Source organism: Marinomonas pontica, from assembly GCF_036322735.1.
In the GTDB taxonomy this organism is placed as follows: domain Bacteria; phylum Pseudomonadota; class Gammaproteobacteria; order Pseudomonadales; family Marinomonadaceae; genus Marinomonas; species Marinomonas pontica.
On record NZ_AP027271.1, the window covers coordinates 1,107,154 to 1,128,863 of the forward strand.

Sequence of the window (21,710 nt, forward strand, 5' to 3'; positions counted from 1 at the left end):
TTCGTAGCATGTCACCTACTGGGTAATGGCTTGCAATGGGAGGCAAGGAGCTATGATTAGTCACATTGACCACATCGTATTAACCGTAGCGGACATAGACAGGGCTGTTGTGTTTTACGAGACTGTTCTGAAACTGAAGTCGGTTACCTTTGCGAATGGACGAAAAGCCGTGCAGTTTGGTCAACAAAAAATCAATTTCCAGTTGCTTGGGCAAGAGTTGCGCAATCACGCCATGGAAGGGGCGGGGGATGTGTGTCTCATTTCCGATTGGCCGCTTGACGATGTAATCGCACATCTAAAAGCCAATAAAGTCGCCATTTTAGAAGGACCTGTGAGCAAGTCTGGTGCGCAAGGCCCTATCCAATCTGTCTATTTTAATGACCCTGACAATAACCTCATTGAAATCAGCGTGTATGACACAAAAAACGACTCCGCTAGCGATGAGACAGACACTGAGTAACCGCGCCTTTTACAGCCAAATAACGTTTTTCTTCGTATACCCCAAAGCCCTGTAACTGTCTCGCTTTTACCTTAGTAAAAATAGGTTGGGTAAGTCCCGTTAAAAAACGAGTGATTAGCACCGGGGTAATGTCTGTCATAGGGCTTTTGGTTTGAACGTGTTGAATAAATTCAGCGCAATATTCCGCTAGTCTATTTTTCCAATCGTTCGATTCAGCTTCTGAAGCGGTATGAGATTGGGCAAAGGTCAATGGTTTTCCTCGACAGACTGAGCAATGCCCACAGTGTTCGGGGGCGTTTTGATCACCAAAATAGCGTGCCAAATTGTGATTCAAACAACGATCTAATTGAAAAAAACGTATCATGGTGGCGATACGTTCAATTTCTGCGTTTTGTTTTTCTTCGGTATATTGATGCAGTTGGTTTGCTAATGTTTGATGATGAAAATGCTCTGTGTGGACTTGATATACGTCCGTTAACCCTTTGCTTTCTAGGGTCAAAACATGGTGGTCGGCAGCGAATTCCAAGATGTTTAACACCTCACCTCGTGATAATCCCGCGTCGTTAAACAGTGCGTCAAAATCGGGCGTTCCCCAGATTTTCTTATATTGAATGCCCTTTAAAATCGCTTGGTACGCCGCTTGCCATTCAGTTGGAATGCGATTTGCGAACGCTGTGCGGTCGCCTTCCCACTTAACACGAACATCGGCGTAGTAGGTGTATTTTGGCGTGATCACGTTCAAAAGCTCCAGTTGTACGAGCAGTGTTTTTAGCGGCAGCGAACGAATGTTTGTCAGGTTGGATAAAGCATACGGCTGCGTTTCCCATATCGCATTGGAAGCATCATAGTGAACCGGAGCGTGAGTTGTTTGTTCTGTGATGCTTTTGAGAAGTCTGTCGATATCTTGCGGTTCAGGTGTATCACCATAAACAAAGTTTTCTAATGTGCTTAAGCCTTCTAAGCTGGCCAATAATACGCAGCGACTGGGTTGATTATCGCGTCCTGCTCGGCCGATTTCTTGGCTGTAGTTTTCTATGGATTTGGGCAGATCAAAATGCACGACCAAGCGAATGTCGGATTTATCAATGCCCATGCCAAACGCAATGGTTGCGACAATAATACGCGTTTGGCTGGTTGTGTCTTTGTCGTTCATAAAACGGGCTTGAATTGCGCTTCGTGTGTCGCTGTCCAGCCCCGCATGATACGCTATGGCAGAATAGCCGTCGGCTTGTAAAGCGCGCGCCACATCCTCCGCCGTTTTTTGCTGTGTGACGTACACAATGCTTGCCCCTTGAGTATCGTCTAATGTGGTTTTTAACTGGTTCAGCTTTTCTTCGTACGGATTTACATCGCTTGGAATGGAGATAAGCTCTATGTCCAAATTATGACGGTAAAAGCCAGTTTGAGTGATGTGTTCAGGATGAATGGCAAACTTCTGCGCCATGTCTCGTTGAACACGACGAGTGGCTGTGGCGGTCAGTAATAACACCAACGGAATGGCGAGTTCCTGTTGGTAAGAGGGCAGCTTCAAATAATCCGGTCTGAAGTTATGTCCCCATTCCGAAATACAATGCGCCTCATCCACAACTAACATGGAAATAGCAATGTGTTTAATAAAGCGTCGAAAGCGTTCGTTTTTGAAGCGTTCAACGGAGATCATTAAAATTTTAATCGATCCGTCTTGGACACCGGACATGACAGCCTGACTTTCTTCTTTGCTTTGGCTGGAGTCTAAGCACGCCGCAGGGATTCCTTTCGAGGCTAAAAATGACAGCTGATCGTGCATGAGCGCAATTAAAGGCGATATCACCAGCGTTAAGTTAGGCAATTGCGTTGCTGTGAACTGATAACACAGGGATTTGCCCGATCCTGTAGGGAAAACCGCCAATGAAGAGTGGCCGGACAATAGCTGTTCAATGGTCTGTTTTTGTCCTTCTCGAAAAGCATCAAAGCCGAACTGAGAACGCAGAGTCTGTTCTAGAGGCATCATCGTGAAATATTCCCCCACTCTAATTCACAGCTTTTAAGCTCATTTAGGTGGTTGATCCAGTAATCTTCTGAGCCAAACCAACCAAATGCTTTTACAAACGCAGGGTCATGCCAACGGCTTTGTAGCCACGCCGCATAACTGATGACTCGTACGCTTTTAAACACATCAATCAAATCCAGCTCGCGAGTATCGAACGCTTGGTAGGTTTCGTAACCTTCAATAATCTCACTCAGTTGTTGTCGCGGGTTTTCCGTTTGGGTTATGTGTAGCCACAAATCTTGAACAGCTATGCCACTTTGACAGTCATCGAAATCCAATAAATGAAATTGACCATTGTGTAGCATGAGATTGCTGCGATGACTGTCACCATGAATAGGGCGTAATTGGGCTGGCCAATACGTATTGATTCGAGCTTCACTGAGTGCTCTAAGCGTAGCCACTTGTTTTTTGTACAGTGGCTTGAGCTTTTCAGGCAGCTGCAATGCCTTTGGAAGTTCGGCGTTACCAAGCAATGTACTTCCCGTCAGGATTTGGTTCGCAGCGGCGTCCATTTGCGCCAAAGGTGAAACACGCAAACGTTCTTCAAAATGCGTTTCAGACAGGCCTTGATGTACTTGCCCAATCAGTTCGCCAAGTTGGTAAAGCTGGTCTAAATTGTCGGCTTCTGGGTGTTGACCGACCAGGCGAGGGTACAAGCAAAAATACATGCCGTTGTGATTCAGTAAGCTGTCACCCTTAAATTCCAACGGTGCCACCACCGGAATGCCCTTGGCTTTTAGTGCCAATAACGCGTGATGCTCTTCTCGAATTTGCGCTTCGCTCCAGCGCTCTGGGCGGTAAAATTTCGCAATAACCGGCGTGCTGTCTTCGATACCAATTTGGTACACACGGTTTTCGTAGCTGTTTAATGGATAAATACGTGAATCACTCCACAAACCGGTCGATTCTACGGCATCTAAAATGACGTCAGGAACAAGAGTCGAAAACGAATGGGTTGCCGTCATAATGAAGCTCTTTGGTATGGTGAAAATAGAGAAGCAACCTGTTAGCAAGATTGCTCTATTGGAAAATGGTCGATGACCTTAACGATGTGTCGCTATTATAGCAAGCCAAGGCGCTTTTTGAGCGTGTGTTTTTGTGCAGAAGAAAGCGCCGACGCATGACCAGATTTAATCAGGCGATTCCATTGTTTCCACGACTTGATGGCTTCACCCAGATGATCGCGAGCCAAATATTGCTGGATTTCAATACGGAAGGAATTCGAGATGGCGGCGGGGTTTGTTTTGCCAAATGAGCGAAGTCGTATCAGCGTGCGTTTAAATTTATCGGCCCATTTTGAATTGTCAGCGCCACTCGACATGAGATTGGTTAAGCATTTTAAGTATTCGTAATAATGTTCTACTTTTTCGTAATTGGTTTCACGGGTCAGTCGGATGACGCGGGAATAGGCTTGTTCAGCGGTTGCCCAGTCATTTAACTGAATGCTTATTTGCGCGAGTCGGATGGCTCGTTCGCTCGACCGGGGAGAGACTTCCAGTACTTTGCTCAAAATGGTTTGCGCGTCGTTTAAATTTCCTTGGTCTTCGTGAGCGTCGGCCAGCAGATCGTAAGCGGATAAAAAATGCCGACTCAAACGGATGGTTTGTTCTAGTTTTGTGATTGCAGCAGCAACTGCGCCAAGTTTTAATTCACAAAGGGCAATGCCGTAGTGCGCCCAGGCTAAGTTTTTGTTTTTTAGAACGATCAACATGTAGTGATTTTTGGCGTCTTTATAGCGGCCACGGGCATAAAGCGATTCACCAATGATTTTTAGGCATTCACTGGCCAAATTTGGGTATTGCGCCATGATGGCTTTGGCCTGTGATTCCATGCCTTCAAAATCTTGATTTTTACGCGCGGCATTAATGCTTTCAAAGGTTTTCTTTTGTTTTTGAACGCGATCAAAACGTCGAAAAAATGCCGCAGGCGGAAACGGTTTGACTAAATAACTGTCTGGCTGATATTCGAGAACATTGACCACGCTTTCATAGGCCGTGTCGGCCGTTATCATAATAAAGATGGTGGAATGGTCTTGTGAATGGTTTTTACGAGAGGTTTCTAGAATTTGTTGTCCATCAATGCTGCCGCCGAGGTTGTAGTCGGATAACACGACATCGTATTGCTTTTCTAATATGCGTTTTATGGCGGATTGACCAGAAGGTTCGACATCTATGTTCGCGTAGCCAAGTGACGTCATGTAAGACTTTAACATGAGCCTCATTTCACCCAGATCTTCAATGATTAACACGCGTTTCTGTGAAGTATCAATCAATTCTTGGGGGATATTTTGGGTGCTTTCACTACTCAATGCCATTACATCCGACAACGCTACATCCTTACGTCACATGGTTACAATTCATTCTGTATGTGTATGTTTATAGCATGAGGAAAATGAAAACACTAAGGCTAATTTATCGGGCAAACTTTTCTATTTAAGGAAAGGCTAATATTTCTTTAAATATCAAATAGATGTTGTTTTGTATAAGAAATAGAGATTATAGAGCGTGTCATTTTTGAATACTCCCCGCTTTTATGGTGAATGAAAAACGGGGAGTGTGAATCAGTTAATCGCGATGCAACGGATCGATTAATGAAGTAAATTGGCGGTTAAGACAAAAATGTCCATATAACCTTGGTCGCCATTAATCGGTTGAATGGGTTGCGCACTGTGGAAAAACTTCCGGTCGTTTAGAACTACAAATTCGCCTTTATCAAAGTCATGGCTGATCAAAGCCGGACTGTTTTTTCCTAAATGTACGTTGATGTTGCCACCTTGAATGTTATGGCGCTGCATAACGTAAATACCAATTCGGTCGAAGCCATCTTGGTGGACGCCTTCTGGTGCCACTTCTGCGCTTTTATGATCGGCAAAAATTCGTAATTGATGCACTTCAATTGGTGTGCCATCACTCACACTGGCCATCTTCTGAAAATATTGAAACAGCTCGATGAATGCTGGATCCGATACGGTATTGCCGTCTATTTCTTCGTATTGGCGCACCACATTTCCTTGGAAATGGTTGATGCTTTCATCCTGTACGAAAGCTTGCGTTGGAAGACGATGAAGAGCGCCTTGTTCAACCGTAAAGCGAGAATAGCGACGCAAACGAAACGCGCCGTCGGCGTAGGGGTTGGGAGGCAAACGATCAAAAGAAGGCGCGAGATGACTAACACTGTCAGAATTAAGTTGCCCAAGTTCTAGAAAGAAAGGCTCGGAGTCAAATTTGTTGGTGATCATGGCGTTTATCCTCATTGTCGTCGTTGGCAGATTGTGCGCAACGCGGTTGTTATTTTTATGTCGCTTCGTGAGCGTTTTTCTAGTGTAGTTGGAATTTATGAGAAAAACTTTGCTATTTATGTGCGGAAAAAGCGTTATAGAGAATAAAAAATTCTATTGTTTTGTATTTTGGGAATAATTTATTCAGTTTCGTGGACTGCATGAACGTTGGTACGAAAGGTGTTATTGGTTTTTGTCTCTGTTACGACTTTAGTCTTAGGCTTTTCGTTTTGTGTTGACCTGACAGGGATGCCGTTAAACACTAGAAAAATAAAAATTATAGGAAGGGAAAGGCGATGGTGTATTTCCAGTTTTGCGCTGTTTTAGGGCTTTTGGTGTTGTTTATTTCGGGCTATGTGCAAGGCTCGGTGTCGCCTTATTTTGCGCTGGCGGGGATCTTACTCAGTGGGTGTTTGCTCGTACTGCATTGGCGGCTTAGCAATGTGAAGTCGGCCAATCAAGACGTTGAAAACGGCTCAGAACACACGTCTTCTGCTTTGACAGACGTGAGTAAAAGTGTGACCCATGCGACGTCTAAAATGGCCATGGGGGCGGCTGAGGTCTCTCATTTCGTGGATACCCTTAGCAAAGACATTCACTTAACGCGCGATGATAGCCAGCAAATTTCAAAAGCGGTAGAAATGCTGTCAGAAACGGGGCTCACTCTGTCGACAAATTTGGGGCAGTTGGCGCATACCATGACGGAAACGGCACAGTCGAGCCACACAGCTCAAAGTGCATTGACACAGAGCGCGGATCAAATACATGAGCTAACAGGTAAGGTGCAAACGGCCAGTGAGCAGTTGGCCTTGTTAACCAAAAGTGCTGATGATATCGATAGCATCACGGCCGTGATTAAAGCGGTTTCTGAACAGACGAATCTGTTGGCCTTGAATGCGGCCATTGAAGCGGCTAGGGCTGGTGAGCAAGGTCGAGGTTTTGCGGTCGTCGCGGACGAAGTTCGCGCATTGGCGGCCAAAAGTGCGGATGCCTCTGAGCAAATTTCCAGTTTACTGGCGGATGTGCGCCGTAATAGCCAGTTGACGCATCATGAAATGTCGGCGTTAAAATCCCTTACTGAGTCCTTATCGAGTACATTGTTAGGAGAAACTCAGCGCTTTATTTCACTGACGGAAGAGGTACGACATGCTTCACAAGTGCTGTCAGAGGTAGAAAGTGCGGGGGAGACACTGGGCGCAACCAGTACGCAAATAAATGGCTCAATTTCACGTATCAGTGGTTCTCTTAACGATATTTCCGAGCGCAGTGATCGTTTATCGAAAGAAGCCGCTGGGCTGAGTAATGGCGCAGAAGTGGTGTTCAGAGAGTTAGACAAAGTCGATCAGTCATTATTTTTCTCTGAGCTGCTGGCAGAAGCCAAAGCCTCGGCACTGGCGATAGGGCAAGTTTTTGAAACCGCGATCGAGAAAGGCGAATTGACTAAGCAGGCGGTGTTTTCTCGTGATTATCAACCAATCCGCAATACCAACCCACAGAAGTTCAGCACCGCTTATGATGCGTTTAGTGACCGTGCTTTTCCTGTCATTCAGGAAGCGGTTCTGGAAAAATACGACCAAGTGATGTTTGCGGGCGCCGTCGACGTGAATGGTTACTTTCCAACGCACAATAAAAAATTCAGTCAGCCGTTAAGTGGCGACTATGAAAAAGATTTGGTGAACAACCGCAGTAAGCGTATTTTCAACGACGCGACAGGCCGTCGTTGTGGTGCGCATACGGACAGCTTTTTACTGCAGACCTATAAACGCGATACAGGGGAGATTCTCCATGATCTTTCTGTGCCTATCTATGTTAATGGACAACATTGGGGTGGTTTCCGTATGGGATTTAAGTCGGTTTCCTAAAATACAGTGTGAATCAAGGTGAGTTATCTGTACTTGGTATTTGCTCAGTTCTGAGTCCTCAGATGCGCTATAGTGACGATCATTATTTCTTTATGGTGGTTGTGACGAATGAATGAATCGGACAGTGCGGAAAGCGGAATAAAGACACTCTTACCTTTTTTACGTCCTTATCGACGCCAAATGGTTTTGGCTCTGATTGCTTTGGTGGTGACCGCTGGCACTATGCTTAGCTTGGGTAAGGGCGTTCAATTTCTGATTGACCGTGGTTTGGCATCGGGTTCTGAAGCCGGTCTGACTCAGGCCTTGATGATATTCATTGGTTTGGTTTTTTTGTTGGGCATTGGCAGCTTCTGCCGCTTTTATCTGGTGTCATGGATAGGTGAGCGCGTGGTGGCGGATATTCGCCAAGCGGTGTTTGCGCATCTGCTGACCTTATCTCCCTCTTTCTTCGAAGACAATTCTCCCAGCGAAATACAATCTCGCATCACATCCGATACCACACTGTTACAAAGCGTGATTGGTTCTTCTTTATCGATCGCTTTGCGCAGCAGTTTGATGCTAGTGGGTGGGATCTTATTCTTATTGGTGATGCATTTTAAACTCACGCTTATTTTGCTGACTTGTGTGCCTTTTGTCATTGTGCCTGTGGTGTATTTTGGACGACGAGTACGCCGACTCTCACGTGATAGCCAAGATGAAGTGGCTAATGTCGGGCGCTATTTATCACAAGCGCTGCGTCACATAAAAGTCGTGCAAGCTTTTACTCATGAAAAGCACGATGCACAGCGTTTTTCTGCCACAGTAGATCGCGCTTTTAATGTCAGTGTAAAACGCATTCAGCAACGTTCTTGGCTTACCTTGATGGTTATTTTGCTGTCCATGAGTGGTATTGGCGTGATGTTGTGGTTTGGTGGCAAAGACGTTATCTCAGGTGAGATCAGTGCCGGAGATCTGGCGAGTTTCTTGTTTTATTCGATCATTGTTGCTGGCGCGGTTGGGGCTATTTCTGAAGTTATGGGCGAGTTGCAACGGGCGGCGGGGGCAGCAGAACGTATTATGGAGTTGCTCAGTGCTAAAAGTGCCGTGGTGAGTGGCGCTAGCGAGTTTCCTTCTCAGCGCATGACCGAAATCCACCAAGGCGACGAAGTCATCAGGTTTGATAATGTCGAATTTCGTTACCCAACCAGACCGGATTATGCCGCGTTAAAGAATTTGTCGTTTTCCATTAAACAAGGTGAGATGTTGGCTTTAGTTGGGCCATCAGGCGCGGGTAAGTCGACCTTATTTGAATTGCTTCTGCGCTTTTATGATCCTCAAGAAGGCGGTATTTACTTGGCTGGCGAAAACATTAAAGCGTATTCCTTAGACGATTTACGTCAGCGCTTTGCCTTGGTACCCCAAGAGACAGTTCTATTTGATCAAACGGTTTACGATAACTTGGGTTACGCCAATCGCAATGCCAGCAAGGAATCGATTCAATATTCTGCCGAACAAGCCAATGCTCATGAATTTATTACTCGTTTGGACAAAGGCTATGAGACGCGTTTAGGAGAAGACGGCGTGCGTTTGTCTGGTGGCCAAAGGCAACGTGTGGCGATTGCTCGGGCGATATTAAAAGACGCACCCATTTTATTGTTAGATGAAGCAACCAGTGCCTTGGATGCCGAAAGCGAGAGCAAGGTCCAAGCGGCACTTGAACCTTTGATGAAGGGCAGAACCACCTTGGTGATTGCTCACCGCTTGGCCACGGTATTGAATGCAGATCGGATTATTGTGATGGAGCAAGGGGAAATCATTGCCCAAGGCACACACAGCGAATTGCTCGCAAGCTGTGCCTTGTATAAGCGATTAGCGGATTTGCAGTTTAATCAAAATGACGACGTTCGTGCTGATTAAAACTTACCGACAAAAACACCCCGATAAGCGCAATGGAGTGCGCCCTCTTTGATGGACAAACCGGGTGTTTGGTAAAGTGTTTCAACCTCGCCATTGTCTGTTGGTAATGGAACGCTTAGTGGTGCGTCGCTGCTGTAAAAAACAATCCAAAAGCTGTTAGAAAGATCCGCGGGTGTGAGCGTCAACGCAATAAAATGTCGGCTGTCATCGGCCCAGTTTTCGATCGTCATTGGTTCGCTTTGCTCATTAAGCCAATGAATCTTATCCAACGACGTATGCTGATAAAGTGGGTCATCTTCTAAGCGGATTTCTGCAAAAATAGGATAGGCTTTTCGTAATGCCATCAGTGTTGCTATGGTGTCTTTTATCGCGGTTCTTGCTTGGCTGGTTTCAGCGTCTATGTCTTGCCAAGTTTGCCAAGTAATATCGTTGTCTTGGCAATAGGCGTTGTTGTTGCCTTGTTGACTGTGAGACAGTTCATCACCGCCTAAAAGGTGCGGCGTGCCTTGGCTTAATAGTAGCGTTGCGATAAAACAAAGCTGCTGGTTTAGGCGCTTTTCTTGAATGTCTTTGTTGTCTGTTTCTCCCTCAGTACCAAAGTTTTGGCTAATGTTGTCGCCGTGACCGTCGCGGTTTTCTTCCATGTTGGCGAGGTTATGGCGTTCATGGTAAGACACCAAATCCTTCATGGTATAACCATCGTGGTAGGTGATGTAGTTAACCGAATTCAGCGCGCTTTTGTGTCCTTTATGGAAGTAGTCTCTGGATCCCATAAGGCGAGTCGCGAACTCGGGTACTTTGCCATCATCACCGCGCCAGAAACGACGAATGGTATCTCGGTATTGGTCGTTGCATTCCAAGAATCCTCTGGGGAATTGTCCGACTTGATAACCGTTAGGGCCAATGTCCCAAGGCTCCATAACAAGGCAGGTTCCACTTAAAATAGGGTCTTGAAGAATAGCTTGTAACAGTGGGGCTTTTGCCGTGAAATCGTGATCAGTTCGACCAAGATCGACACCTAGATCAAAGCGAAAGCCATCGACGCCCATGACGTCAACCCAATAACGCATGCTGTCACAAATAAGGCGAATGCTGGTGGGGCTGTAGGTATCAATGCAGTTACCACAGCCTGTGTAATTCAAATATTGACCATCTTGGTGGCGGTAATAGCGCGCATTGTCCAAGCCTCGGTAGCACACGCTGGATTGGTCTACCTCACTTTCTGCGGTGTGGTTATACACCACGTCTAAAATCACTTCAAAACCCGCTTGGCGTAATCCATCTATCATTTGTTGGAATTCAACAATTGCATCTTTTATGGCGTAGGAAGGTTCTACGGCAAAAAAGCTAATTGGGTTATAGCCCCAGTAATTATTCAGTTCTAGTTGCTGTAAATGACGTTCTGTCATGAAGCTAAAGCAAGGCATTAACTGAATGGTCGTGATGTTCAGGCTTTTTAAGTGTTCGATGCCAGCGGAAGAAATAACGCCAAGATAAGTACCTTGCAGCCCGCGTTCAATGGGCAGATTTTTACTGAAACCTTTTACGTGTAATTCATACAGAGCACGGCTCGACGGAGTGACTTTTATTCTTCCGGGGCGATCTGACTTTGCTTCTACGGTGCGGACAATCGATTTGGGCACACAGTAGGCAGAATCGGTTTGGTGTGGCTGACCCTCTTTGGTGATTGCAGCTTGGTCTTCGTTCCACACAAGCTTGGCGCTGAGCTCTTTCGCATACGGGTCAATCAGTAGCTTTTGCTTATTGTAGAGCATTTGCTGTTCAGGTTTGAATTCGCCTTCTGTCCGTAATCCATAATGCTGGCCTTCTGTTAAACCAAGCACCTCCATGTACCAAATGCCTTTCGTTTTATTAAGAAAAGGCAAGGATTCTTGCTCATTGCCTTTCTCATCAAACAGACATAAATACAGCTGACTGGCGTCTTCCGCCACCACTGCGAAGTTAACACCATCCTTGGTGACAATAGCACCTAGAGGAAAAGGGGAGCCATTGGTAACCTGTTGCTCTTGGTTCATGAAAACCTCTAGACGCTGTGATTGAAAGGGCGAGAATTAAAACTCGCCTAACCATTTTAATAACACACCAGCAAGCGGTGGCACTTGCAGTTCGATACTGTGTTCACGACCATGACTCATCACGGCTTGTGTCGTGTACTCATTAATGTTTACGTAACCACTGCCCGTGTATGACGTTTTATCTGTGTCCATAATGACTTGATAACGACCCGCTTTCGGCACGCCAATGCGGTAGTGTCCATGCGGTGTTGGCGTAAAATTGATCACAGCAACCGTGTGCTCAGTGCTGTCTTTCGCTTTACGCGCAAAAGCCAAGATACTGTTGGCGTTATCATCGTAACTTATCCATTCAAAGCCGTGATAAGAATGGTCGTACTGCAAACTGCTTTCACCCTGATAAAGGTGATTCAAATCTTTCGATAACGCTTGTTGCGCTTTGTGGTAATCCGTATCCAGCAAATGCCAATCCAAAGAGCGTTCATGGCTCCATTCTTGGCCTTGTGCAAACTCGTTGCCCATGAAGTTAAGCTTTTTGCCTGGGTGGAAATACATGTAAGCTGAAAACGCGCGTAAGTTAGCGAACTTTTGCCAAGCGTCTCCTGGCATTTTAGTGATCATCGAGCCTTTGCCGTGTACGACTTCGTCGTGAGAAATTGGCAACACAAATTGCTCATCGAAGGCATAAACCATACTAAAACTGAGTTCGCCTTGATGGTGCTGGCGGTAGATAGGATCCTTTTTAATGTAATCCAAAGAATCGTTCATCCAGCCCATGTTCCATTTGAAACCGAAGCCTAAGCCGTTCATATAGGTAGGTTTGGACACACCCGGAAAAGCGGTTGATTCTTCTGCGACAGTAAAGCAGCGAGGGTGATTCAAGTACACGGTTTCGTTTAAGCGGCGTAAGAAATCAATGGCTTCGTAATTATGGTTGCCACCGTCTTTGTTGGGAATCCATTCACCGTCTTCACGGGAATAATCCAAATACAACATAGAGGCCACCGCGTCCACGCGCAGACCGTCAATGTGGAATTCTTCTAACCAATACACCGCGTTGCTGATGAGGTAATTTACGACATGCTCTTTGCCAAAGTCGTAAATCAGCGAATTCCACTCAGGGTGCCAGCCTTTTTTAGGGTCAGGGTATTCGTACTGTTTGGATCCATCAAAGTTGGCCAAACCATGGCTGTCGGCAGGAAAGTGCGCCGGTACCCAATCCATGATCACACCAATATTGGCTTGGTGAAGTGCATCGACCAACGCTTTGAAGTCTTCTGGTGTCCCAAAGCGGGAGGTAACCGCGTACAACCCAACAGGCTGATAGCCCCAAGAACCATCAAAAGGGTATTCTGTAATGGGCAAAAGTTCGACGTGCGTGTAGCCCATTTCTTTAACGTAAGGCACCAGCTGATCTTTTATTTCAAGGTAGGTGAGTGGCTGATTATCTTCCTTTCGACGCCACGATCCGATGTGCAATTCATAAATGCTCATCGGTTTCTCGTAGATGTCTTCAATAGGACGATTTACCCAAATATCGTCTTGCCAAGCATGTTTGTTGTCAAAGCAGGTGACGCTCGCAAAAGATGGAAATTGTTCAATCCGCTGGGCATAAGGGTCGCTGCGATGGGGCAGAATATCGCCATTGTTAGCACGAATCTCAAATTTGTAGCGCGCACCGTGATTCACGTCTGGAATAAACAAACGCCAAATGCCATCGCCATTGCTCGACATAGGGTGAGTTCGGCCATCCCATGCATTGAAGTCCCCCACAACAGAGACAGAACGTGCGGCGGGTGCATAAACCGCAAAACGTGTTCCCTGTATTGTTAATTCATCATTTACTTTTGCACCGACGCGAATGGCCCCTTGGCTTTTGTAAAGGCTTGCTTGATGGTGGCTTGGGTCAACAAAGGTGGTGTTCGGGAATTGATAAGGGTCTACTAACGTGTGTGTGCTGTTGTCTTTGTAAGTAATTTCTAGTCGATAATGAAAGCGAGTCTGTGTTTTTGGCCATTCAGCTAAAAACAATCCTTTGTCATCGACTTGGCGCATTTTCGCCAATTCTGTGTCCTGATCGATTGCCAAGACACGAATGGCGGTTGCTTCCGGCTGCCAAACAATTAACGACAGGCCTTTCTTCGTAGAGGATTCATGCAGTCCTAAACATCCAAACGGGTCAGAACAGTGTGTGTTCAACACGTCATTAATTAGGGCATTTTTTAGTAGATCCATTCACTTCTCCAGCAAGAGTGAGCGTGTTAACTCGTTGAGTGTTGGTGCTGATGACTGTGAAGTTTGCTCACTGTCCAACGTAAGTATTGGTTTACTTTATTCGGTGTAATTTGTGCAAATTCGTCCAAAGCGGCGTCGGCCCAACTGTCTTCTGGGTGTTCCGCTTGGTGTTGCTTAGCATGGTCTAACGCCGCTTGAGAGACCAGAACAGGTAGGTTTATTTCCTGTTCAAACTTACAGTTTTTGTGTTGCTGACAGAATCGTATAAAGGCGTATAACCCTTCAAAAATCAAACTCTTATACCAGCTTGGGTGAATATCTGATGTCAATGTTTCAATCAACAAGGCAAAGGTGTCTTCACCAGGTGTCATTGAACTGAGTGCTCGTTTACAGTCTAAAGCCGTGTTGCTTTGTACGTCGCCAAACACGATGGTGTTCGCATTGCTCAGACTTTCCCAGAGCTGCAGAAGCATTGACTCAGGCAGCTTGGTAATCATGCCTTGCTCTGAACGCCAGTCAAACCAATCCACGTCTTTCATCTTGCTCTGTGCGTCTGTGCTGTTGTGATAACGCATGGTATTGGCAACGTGTGCAAATTCATCGTGCTTTTGTTGTAACACTTGTTTAAGGGCTTCGTAAAGCTCACTGGGAGAAACGTTTGATAATGTTTCAAAAACCGGCGCATCGTCCACTGGGTCAAATTGTCGTGCGCAAAGCTGTGCAAGGTTGTGGATTCGAATGGTTCTTACCCCGGAGAAAAAATCAGGGTGGACTTTTATTAAAGTACCAGCGATAGAGATCAGTTCGTGGCAAATGACTAAGCCGATAGGAGACGACGACACGCTTCTTAGCATGTCTAAAATCACATCCTGATGCAGAGGTGAGCTGATATCCACCTCTGTTTCTGGTGTTTCTCCAATGACTAATAGACGTTGTCGAACAGTGATGTCGGCAATGTACGTGGCTAAGTCGGTGGTGGGCTTTAATACCAAGGAATACAGCAATCTGGCCGAGCGCCAGTTTTCAGAAAGCAGCGCCTGAAAGTAAACGCTGTTCAGTACTTTGTAGGCGGTAACCGCTGGTGTTGAATTGGGAACCGTGTTCATCAGCGCACGACGTCTGCCTAGCTCCATCAGACAATCAATGGCTTCATTCATGCTGGGTTGCGTGGTAAATCGAGCGAGTAAGGCGTCGGTTTCTGCGTTTTTAATCTCCGCCACATCATAGGCTTTTGGTTTGTCAGACAGTGGCCAAAATGCATCATGAACAGGCAGTTTGGCGCCCAGCTGCTGTTGATCTATGGTGTTGATAATAATGGAACGGCGATTGCCAGATTTAAACGCATTTTTAGCAGACTGAGGAATGACTCGGAACTCTTCGTGCTCGCGCTTTTGCAGCAATCGAATAAATTCGAATAGCGCATCACTGCCTTTCATCTCGCTCATGGCTTCATCGATTAAAATGGTAAAGACAGCGTTCGCTTGATAATACCAATGATCCGCGATGATTTTTAATTCGTTGCGAATGTGCGCTTGGAATAGGATTGGGTCGACTTTGCGGTAATCTTTGTCTTCGTTTTGAATCCAAGATAAGCAAAGGTAACTTTCACCATCGATGTTAAACGCCTGAGAAGTGGCCAAACTGTTTAACGCACGGTTTGGGCGACCGGTTAACCCCAATGTCTCTGACGCGCCAAGATGGCGATAGGTTTCAACTAATTGATCGGCACTGATGGCTTTTAAAGGCGCAATGTCTTCCAGCGTTTGGCATAAACAGCCGGCATTCAAGAGCTTCTGTTTTACGTTGTCATTTTGAGCCAGAATCACCATGGAAGTGGTGACTTTGTTGGGACGATACTGAATGCGATGCAGACCCAATGGATCTAGGTCATCCGTATTGATCAGTTCTTCATCGAGCATTTTTCCAACCAAATACAGACTTTGCGCCCATACCAAAGGTAGGTTGTCATTGGGAACGCGTTTTTGTGACCCTGGCTTTTCTTTTTCGGCTAAGATGTTTTCTTGCGGCACGTAATACAATTCTGGCAGCAGCATTTGACCGTCTTTTTCGACCATTAATGACTCTAATTTATGGCGATAAAAATTGGCGCTTTCCCAGTCTCTGGCAAACAATCGATCGATATACAGATACGTGAAGAACAATGGCCATTCTGATTCGATGTGTTCAAAATTAATCAGCTCGTCGTACTCGTAATAAATTCGACTTTGATCTTCCAATTCCGACTGATGGCCGTCGAGTAAAAAGCGTTTACAGCCGTATTCACCCCCCAGTTTGCTGATGATTTCCTTTCGCGTGCGTCGTGCCAGTTTTTCGTCGTTTACCGCAAAAGCAGGGAAGCCAATAATACTGAGGATGGCGCTGTCGACTTCTTTTGAGCGGGATTCTTTTGGAAGCAATGATTGAAGAACTGAGCCTGCTCGCGCCACCGCATCGGCAAACGAATGAACGACAGCCCACTCTGGACCATCACTGCCAAATAGGTTTAATCCGTCCATGGCTTCCATGGCGGCTTTTGCCATGCCCACAGAGCTGGCGTTGATTTCAGCTTTGCCGTTGTTGACTTTATTTCCTCGTTCCCAAATACCATAATCGGGCGTACGGTAAGTGCGAGAAATATAGTAAATCAGGTTTTGGATGAAATTGAATTCATCGCGAGAAAAAATCAGCTTGCTGCCTGCCTTAGTCATTTGCGCCAACATCAACAAATAAAAGCTGGTGGCGTCAATTTGCAAATGCCCCCATGCATCGTCCGCCACGGCTTCTAAGCCTGTTTTTGTGTCGTATTTGGCGTGTAGCGCATCTTTCGGGTCTAGGCTGTGTTTAAAGGCTTCTACTTTGTGGGACTGACGCATCATGGCAAATAACAAACCGCGCATCATTTTTATGCAGGCAAACTCTAATTCATTCGCACGTTTTTGAGGGTTGGAAGCGCGCTTGTAAGCTAGGTGTAACGCCCAAACGGCCTGAATACTGTAAACGTTGTCTCGTACCCATGCATCGGTATAGTTGCCGTGATTATTGATGCTGGTACTGGCTGGAAAAAGCCCTGTGACTGGATGTTGGCGGGTTAAGATAACCGCTTGAATATGTTGATAAAGAGAATCTAGCTTATCTTGAGCATCAGTCGCCATGTTCGATCCTTCATAAAACGTACCGTTAAAGATCTGTTGCCTAATTCAAATCAGAGTTGTCCTGATTAGGTTTGGATTTACTATACCCAAACATAATGGGACTCACCAATAAGTTAAAGCGGTAAACGGCTTCTTTTTCACATAATCTCCAAAAAAAACGAGATTTCAAGAATATCCTATTTCTGTGCACGGTATAAGGGCGTGAACTGTCACGATTGCTTCTTTTTAGTCTCTCCTCTCGTTACTGACCTTTGTGTCAAATACTAAACTGATGGACAAGTTTGCGTAACTGGCTTGCGCATTCTTGTAGGTTGTTAACGGATTTTTGAATGTCGGTTGAGTTGTGATTGGTTTCTTCGCAGATATTGGCAATATTTTCTAACGTTTGATGGACGGTTTGCGATGATTCGAATTGTCGTTCGGCGGCTTTACGGATGGTACTGTTGAGCTTGGAAATGGACAACACCCCGCTGGCTATTTCAGAAAACGCTTGCCCAGCCTGTGAGGTTTGTTCTGCACCTTGGTGCGCGGTATTGCGCGCCGACTCCATCACATCCACGGTGGTCAAGGTTTGTTGGGTTAATTGATCAATAAGGCCGCCAATTTCCGTGGCCGCTAACTGTGAACGCTGCGCCAGCTGACGAACTTCGTCAGCAACAACCGCAAATCCTCGCCCTTGTTCACCGGCTCTGGCGGCTTCAATGGCCGCGTTTAATGCCAGTAAATTGGTCTGGTCCGCCACTTCGGCAATGACACCAAGACGATCATTAATGTGAGTTACTTCTTCACGCAATTGTTGAATCTGCTTGGCCGCTTCGCCCACTTCAGAAGACAGTTGTTGAATGTCTTGGTTGGCTTTGTTCATTACCCCAAGACCCTGTTTTGAATGTTGGCCAAGTTCTTGAGTGGTATCGTTGGCTTGTTCGGCAATAGCAAGCGTTTCTTCGACCGAGGTCATGACGCTGTGCATCAAATCCGTTGCCTGACCTGTGTTGGATAACTGTTTCGACACGCCCAGAACGGTTTTAGTGGTGGAGTTATTGGTTTGACTAACGATGCTATCGAGTAACTCGCTTGAATGGCTGACATTTCGAACGATAGATTGAAAATCGTTCATCATGCTATTAAAGGCTCTGGCCATGTCACCCATTTCATCTTTGCCTTTAAATTCAACGCGTTTCGTTAAATCACCAGAATGTTGAACGGACGTCATAGTTTTGCACAAAGCCGTTACCCGATGGGTGACAAGATGGATAATATACAGAGCGGTTCCGCCGACTAAAACGGTTAATACGCAAACTAAAATGGCATAATCAACCAAAGCGACAAGGAAAAAGTCCATCACTGCATTCATAGACGCCGTGGCAATAATCGTGATATTCCAAGGCTGAAAAGTGGAGGCGGTCGCGACCATATTATGTACTATGTGGTCATTGCCTTTAAATTCGAACGCAATGGATTGGTAGCGCTCTGATGTAAATGGGGCCGCTTTGAGAGCGTTGGCGAGTGAGGCTGGTATTGACTTACCGGCGTAGGTGTCCGGTGCATTGACTATTTGGTGTTGTTTTTGGTCCAGAACCCACAGACTTTGTTGGTCGCCATATTGGTAAGTGGACAGTTGAGATAAGGCGTGTTGTTTGGCTTGGTCTGCGGTTAATTCTCCCGATTTTTGTTTCTCATAAAGAGGAACTAGGGTCGCGTTAACAATATTTAAAATGTCATGAGTACGGTCTTTGCGAGCGTCCACATGACTGTAAAATAAAGACGTTAGAGAAACGAGTATAAGTGCCGCCGTTCCCATGGACATTAAGCCAATAATAGCCCATAGCTTGTAGCGAATTTTTATATCATTGACGCGTTCCAGCATGCCAGCTCCAAAAAGTAAGGTCGGTCTTGTTGGTTACAGTAAATAGATGATGCGCTCAGTAATGACTTTGTTATAAACACCGGCGTTATAAAAGCAACGTAAAAGAGTAAATGTTTTGTCTTGGGTTTCCTAGTCGAGAAAATTGAGATAGATCAGTGTTTTCTTGCTTAGAAATCGAATTATTTTGATATGAATGGGTATGGCAATATTGTGTGGGATTACCTGACGGTTTTTTTTGTGTCTTTTCTGTCTGCGACGATTTTGCCGATGGGGTCAGAAGGGCTATTGCTCTATTACGCTAATGAAGCATCCGCCTCGTTGTTACTTTTGTGGGGATGGGCGAGTGTTGGTAATACAATAGGTGGCCTTACAAACTGGGTGTTAGGGCGTTATTTAGTGCGTTTCGAGCAGTCTAAATGGTTTCCTATCAGTGCATCGTCTCGTCAAAAGGCCGAGCGGTTTTTTAATCGATATGGCATTTGGAGTTTATTATTTACATGGCTTCCTGTTGTTGGCGATGGGATTGCTTTAGTATCGGGTGTGTTACGTACACCTATTTGGTATTTTTTACCGTTGGTTTTCATTGGCAAAGCGGCTCGCTATGCCTTAATTTTGTGGGGACATCACTTACTAGTCACCTGATCCTGTATGAATGGCATACACACTCATATTAGTAAGCGCAGAGTCCGAACGATGTACACGGAGAATTGAATCATGGAAATGTCCAAAAAGTGGCTTATTGCGTTGGCCGGTTTATCATTGACTGCTTGTTCATCCATGGATGAAAAAAATACCTTCATGACCTACGATGATTTGCAAAATAAAGTGCGTGCTCATGAAGATCAATGGCAAGCGGCGCAAGTGAAACTGGATAAAATCGATGCGCTCGAAGCCGAAATTGCCGCTTTAAAGCAAGAGAAATCCAACACTATGACTGAGGGTGAGCCTCAAGAGAATATTATTTCCGACGATAGTATGGCCGCCGTAAATGTGATTCCTGCGGTCACGCCAGCACCAATAAATGAAGAGGCCTCAGATAAGATGATGGCCGATTCAACGGAAGAAAGCGTGGAAATGGCCAATGCTGCTCCACCGGTTGTTGCGGCGCCAATGGCGGTACAGAAACAAGAGTACGGAGTGCAAGTGGCCGCTTATGGTAATCGTCAAGATGCGATTCGCGGATGGAAGGTAATGCAGAAAAAATCGCCAGCGTCATTTGACGGTCTTACCCCCTTGATTAATGAGAAAGAGGTCAGTGGTCGAATGATGTATCAGTTAAAAGTGGGGCCATTTTTTAGCAAGTCCTTCGGCTCGGATTTCTGTAAAATGCTGAAAGAGAAAGGCACCGATTGCTTGGTTACGCAATACAACGGCGAAACGTTCGCCGCGAACTAACAGGTTTCAATTTAATTAAGAGGCGCGTTTTTATCTGTACTTCAGAAAAAAACGCGCCTTTTTTGTATCGATTGACTGTCAAATGAACCCGGATTACATCAACGGAAACTCGGTGTCGTAGATTTTACCTTGGCCATCTTCGATGTGGATCTCACTCTTATATTGATCCTCTTCTGAGGTTATTAGGCCTTGTTGAATCAAGCCATCAATGATCATTTGTGTTTGCATTTTGACTTCTGGGGCATCCGCTGGCGCGTAAATTTTGCTGGCAACAAACTGCTCCGCCAAGCTGTGAAGCAACGCTTGATCGGCTTCGATGTTGGCATTCACAATCATGTTATACAACCAAAACTCAGGGGTCGACAGCTCTTCCATAGTGGGAGTATCTATGTCTGCTAATGTGCTGGTTAATGTGGCCTTAAAACGACCATTTGGAAAAGAACCGCTAAAGTCCGTAATGTTGAATTCAGGTTTGGCAGCCAACAACTCATCAAGATGCTCTTGCATGAAATCAAACAACGCCGCATAGGTATCATCCGACACTGGTGCATCATTCAGCAGCATGTCTGAGACATTTTTGTAGTCAATGAAGAATTGGTTGCTAAGTTTGTTTAACTCTGTCACCAACGTCAGGTCACTTGCCTGGAAATCGCCGTATACAACGTCTTTGATTAAGTAAGCAAGCCCAATGCTGCCCAATTGAGCGTCTTTATCTAAGCTGGATCCCATTTCCATGTTCAAACCTGAAAACGTCGCATCCGTACCAATATCCAGCTGCTCAAGGCTTAGATCGGTTGTACTGTCATAAAAGCCACCTTTCATAATGGTGGCCAGATCCGCGTCTAACTCGATTGACAGTGAAAACCCCGATGCTTTAACCGGAGTGTATCCATCCACTATATCTAGTTGATCTAAAACACCTTGGTAGTTGATACCTGTTTTGGTTATGTCACCTTGTCCTGTATAACCGCTAAATTGAAACGTATTGGCCGCATTGCTAAGCGCAGGGATGTTATCGGCAAGGTAAATGTTGCCAGTAACGTCGCTAAGGACAGAAAGTGCGTACAGAGGCTGATTTTCATCCCAAAGTAAAATCGCGCGTTGTTTTTCTCCATCCAAACGAATCGTCGACTCGAACCAACCGAATACGCCTTGCTTTGAAAATAACAACGGACCAAAGTGCGTGTCGACAATCAGCTCAGCTTCAATTTTTCCACCTTGAATCGTCGGGTCAATATGAGTCGTATCGAAGCTCACTTGTACTTTGTTTTCAGAGCCGAACCACGCGGAATGCGTTGTCACAATGGCTGCATGATAACCGGGTGCTTTGTTGATGTTTGACACCAGCTCGACCACTTTAGCTTGGTGCTTCGGTGCGATAAATTTAGGTGCCACCAGACAGGCGGCCACCAGAGCAAACACAAGTACAGCAAGTATTTTCTTCACAGAAAGTTCCTTTTCTTTGTAGGGAGAATGTAGGCGTGCATAATACAGGCAAATGATA

Annotated in this window: 14 protein-coding genes; 5 read left to right on the plus strand and 9 right to left on the minus strand. The window is 45.6% G+C overall.

The window, feature by feature from the left end; all coding sequences use genetic code 11:
• The first annotated feature begins 52 nt into the window (after positions 1–52).
• Positions 53–460, plus strand: a complete 408-nt coding sequence (locus AABA11_RS05205; RefSeq protein ID WP_265729442.1) for a VOC family protein — start codon at positions 53–55, stop codon at positions 458–460.
• On the opposite strand, the gene AABA11_RS05210 is transcribed toward AABA11_RS05205, so the two are convergent.
• The 4 genes from AABA11_RS05210 to AABA11_RS05225 all read right to left on the minus strand — a co-directional run bounded on the left by AABA11_RS05210 (position 435) and on the right by AABA11_RS05225 (position 5,727).
• Positions 435–2,450: a RecQ family ATP-dependent DNA helicase gene (locus tag AABA11_RS05210; RefSeq protein ID WP_338266004.1), complete on the minus strand. Its 2,016-nt coding sequence runs from the start codon at positions 2,448–2,450 to the stop codon at positions 435–437. The two genes, AABA11_RS05205 and AABA11_RS05210, sit on opposite strands and share 26 nt — an antisense overlap.
• Positions 2,447–3,454, minus strand: coding sequence for a serine/threonine protein kinase (locus AABA11_RS05215; RefSeq protein ID WP_338266005.1), 1,008 nt, complete (start codon positions 3,452–3,454; stop codon positions 2,447–2,449). Before AABA11_RS05215 ends, AABA11_RS05210 begins: the two co-directional genes overlap by 4 nt.
• Before the next feature lie 95 nt (positions 3,455–3,549).
• Positions 3,550–4,815 carry a response regulator gene (locus tag AABA11_RS05220; protein WP_338266007.1) on the minus strand — a complete coding sequence of 422 codons (1,266 nt, stop codon included), beginning with the start codon at positions 4,813–4,815 and terminating at the stop codon, positions 3,550–3,552.
• Between the two features lie 261 nt (positions 4,816–5,076).
• Complete coding sequence (locus tag AABA11_RS05225) at positions 5,077–5,727, minus strand: 2OG-Fe dioxygenase family protein (protein WP_338266009.1); 651 nt, start codon at positions 5,725–5,727, stop codon at positions 5,077–5,079.
• A gap of 335 nt (positions 5,728–6,062) precedes the next feature.
• Here AABA11_RS05225 and AABA11_RS05230 point away from each other — a divergent pair, with 335 nt between their 5' ends.
• A complete protein-coding gene (locus tag AABA11_RS05230) occupies positions 6,063–7,628 on the plus strand; it encodes a methyl-accepting chemotaxis protein (RefSeq protein WP_338266011.1) in 1,566 nt (521 codons plus the stop codon).
• Between the two features lie 108 nt (positions 7,629–7,736).
• On the plus strand, positions 7,737–9,524 hold the full coding sequence (locus AABA11_RS05235) for an ABC transporter transmembrane domain-containing protein (RefSeq protein ID WP_338266013.1): 1,788 nt from the start codon (positions 7,737–7,739) through the stop codon (positions 9,522–9,524).
• Here AABA11_RS05235 and glgX read toward each other — a convergent pair.
• From glgX to AABA11_RS05255, 4 genes are all read right to left on the minus strand, one after another.
• On the minus strand, positions 9,521–11,560 hold the full coding sequence (gene glgX / locus AABA11_RS05240; RefSeq protein ID WP_338266015.1) for a glycogen debranching protein GlgX: 2,040 nt from the start codon (positions 11,558–11,560) through the stop codon (positions 9,521–9,523). The two genes, AABA11_RS05235 and glgX, sit on opposite strands and share 4 nt — an antisense overlap.
• A gap of 36 nt (positions 11,561–11,596) precedes the next feature.
• Entirely contained in the window at positions 11,597–13,792 is a 2,196-nt protein-coding gene (gene glgB, locus AABA11_RS05245; protein WP_338266017.1) for a 1,4-alpha-glucan branching protein GlgB, read from the minus strand.
• Between the two features lie 26 nt (positions 13,793–13,818).
• Positions 13,819–16,944: a phosphorylase b kinase regulatory subunit alpha/beta gene (locus tag AABA11_RS05250; protein WP_338266019.1), complete on the minus strand. Its 3,126-nt coding sequence runs from the start codon at positions 16,942–16,944 to the stop codon at positions 13,819–13,821.
• 256 nt (positions 16,945–17,200) lie between these two features.
• Positions 17,201–18,811: a methyl-accepting chemotaxis protein gene (locus tag AABA11_RS05255; RefSeq protein WP_338266020.1), complete on the minus strand. Its 1,611-nt coding sequence runs from the start codon at positions 18,809–18,811 to the stop codon at positions 17,201–17,203.
• 237 nt (positions 18,812–19,048) lie between these two features.
• Between AABA11_RS05255 and AABA11_RS05260 the strand changes: the two genes are divergently transcribed.
• Positions 19,049–19,453, plus strand: a complete 405-nt coding sequence (locus AABA11_RS05260; protein ID WP_338266022.1) for a YqaA family protein — start codon at positions 19,049–19,051, stop codon at positions 19,451–19,453.
• A 72-nt stretch (positions 19,454–19,525) separates the two neighbouring features.
• Positions 19,526–20,206 (plus strand): SPOR domain-containing protein, encoded by a 681-nt coding sequence (locus AABA11_RS05265; RefSeq protein ID WP_338266024.1) that lies wholly within the window; start codon positions 19,526–19,528, stop codon positions 20,204–20,206.
• A 93-nt stretch (positions 20,207–20,299) separates the two neighbouring features.
• Here AABA11_RS05265 and AABA11_RS05270 read toward each other — a convergent pair whose 3' ends face one another.
• Positions 20,300–21,652, minus strand: coding sequence for a YdgA family protein (locus tag AABA11_RS05270; RefSeq protein WP_338266026.1), 1,353 nt, complete (start codon positions 21,650–21,652; stop codon positions 20,300–20,302).
• Between the last annotated feature and the right edge of the window lie 58 nt (positions 21,653–21,710).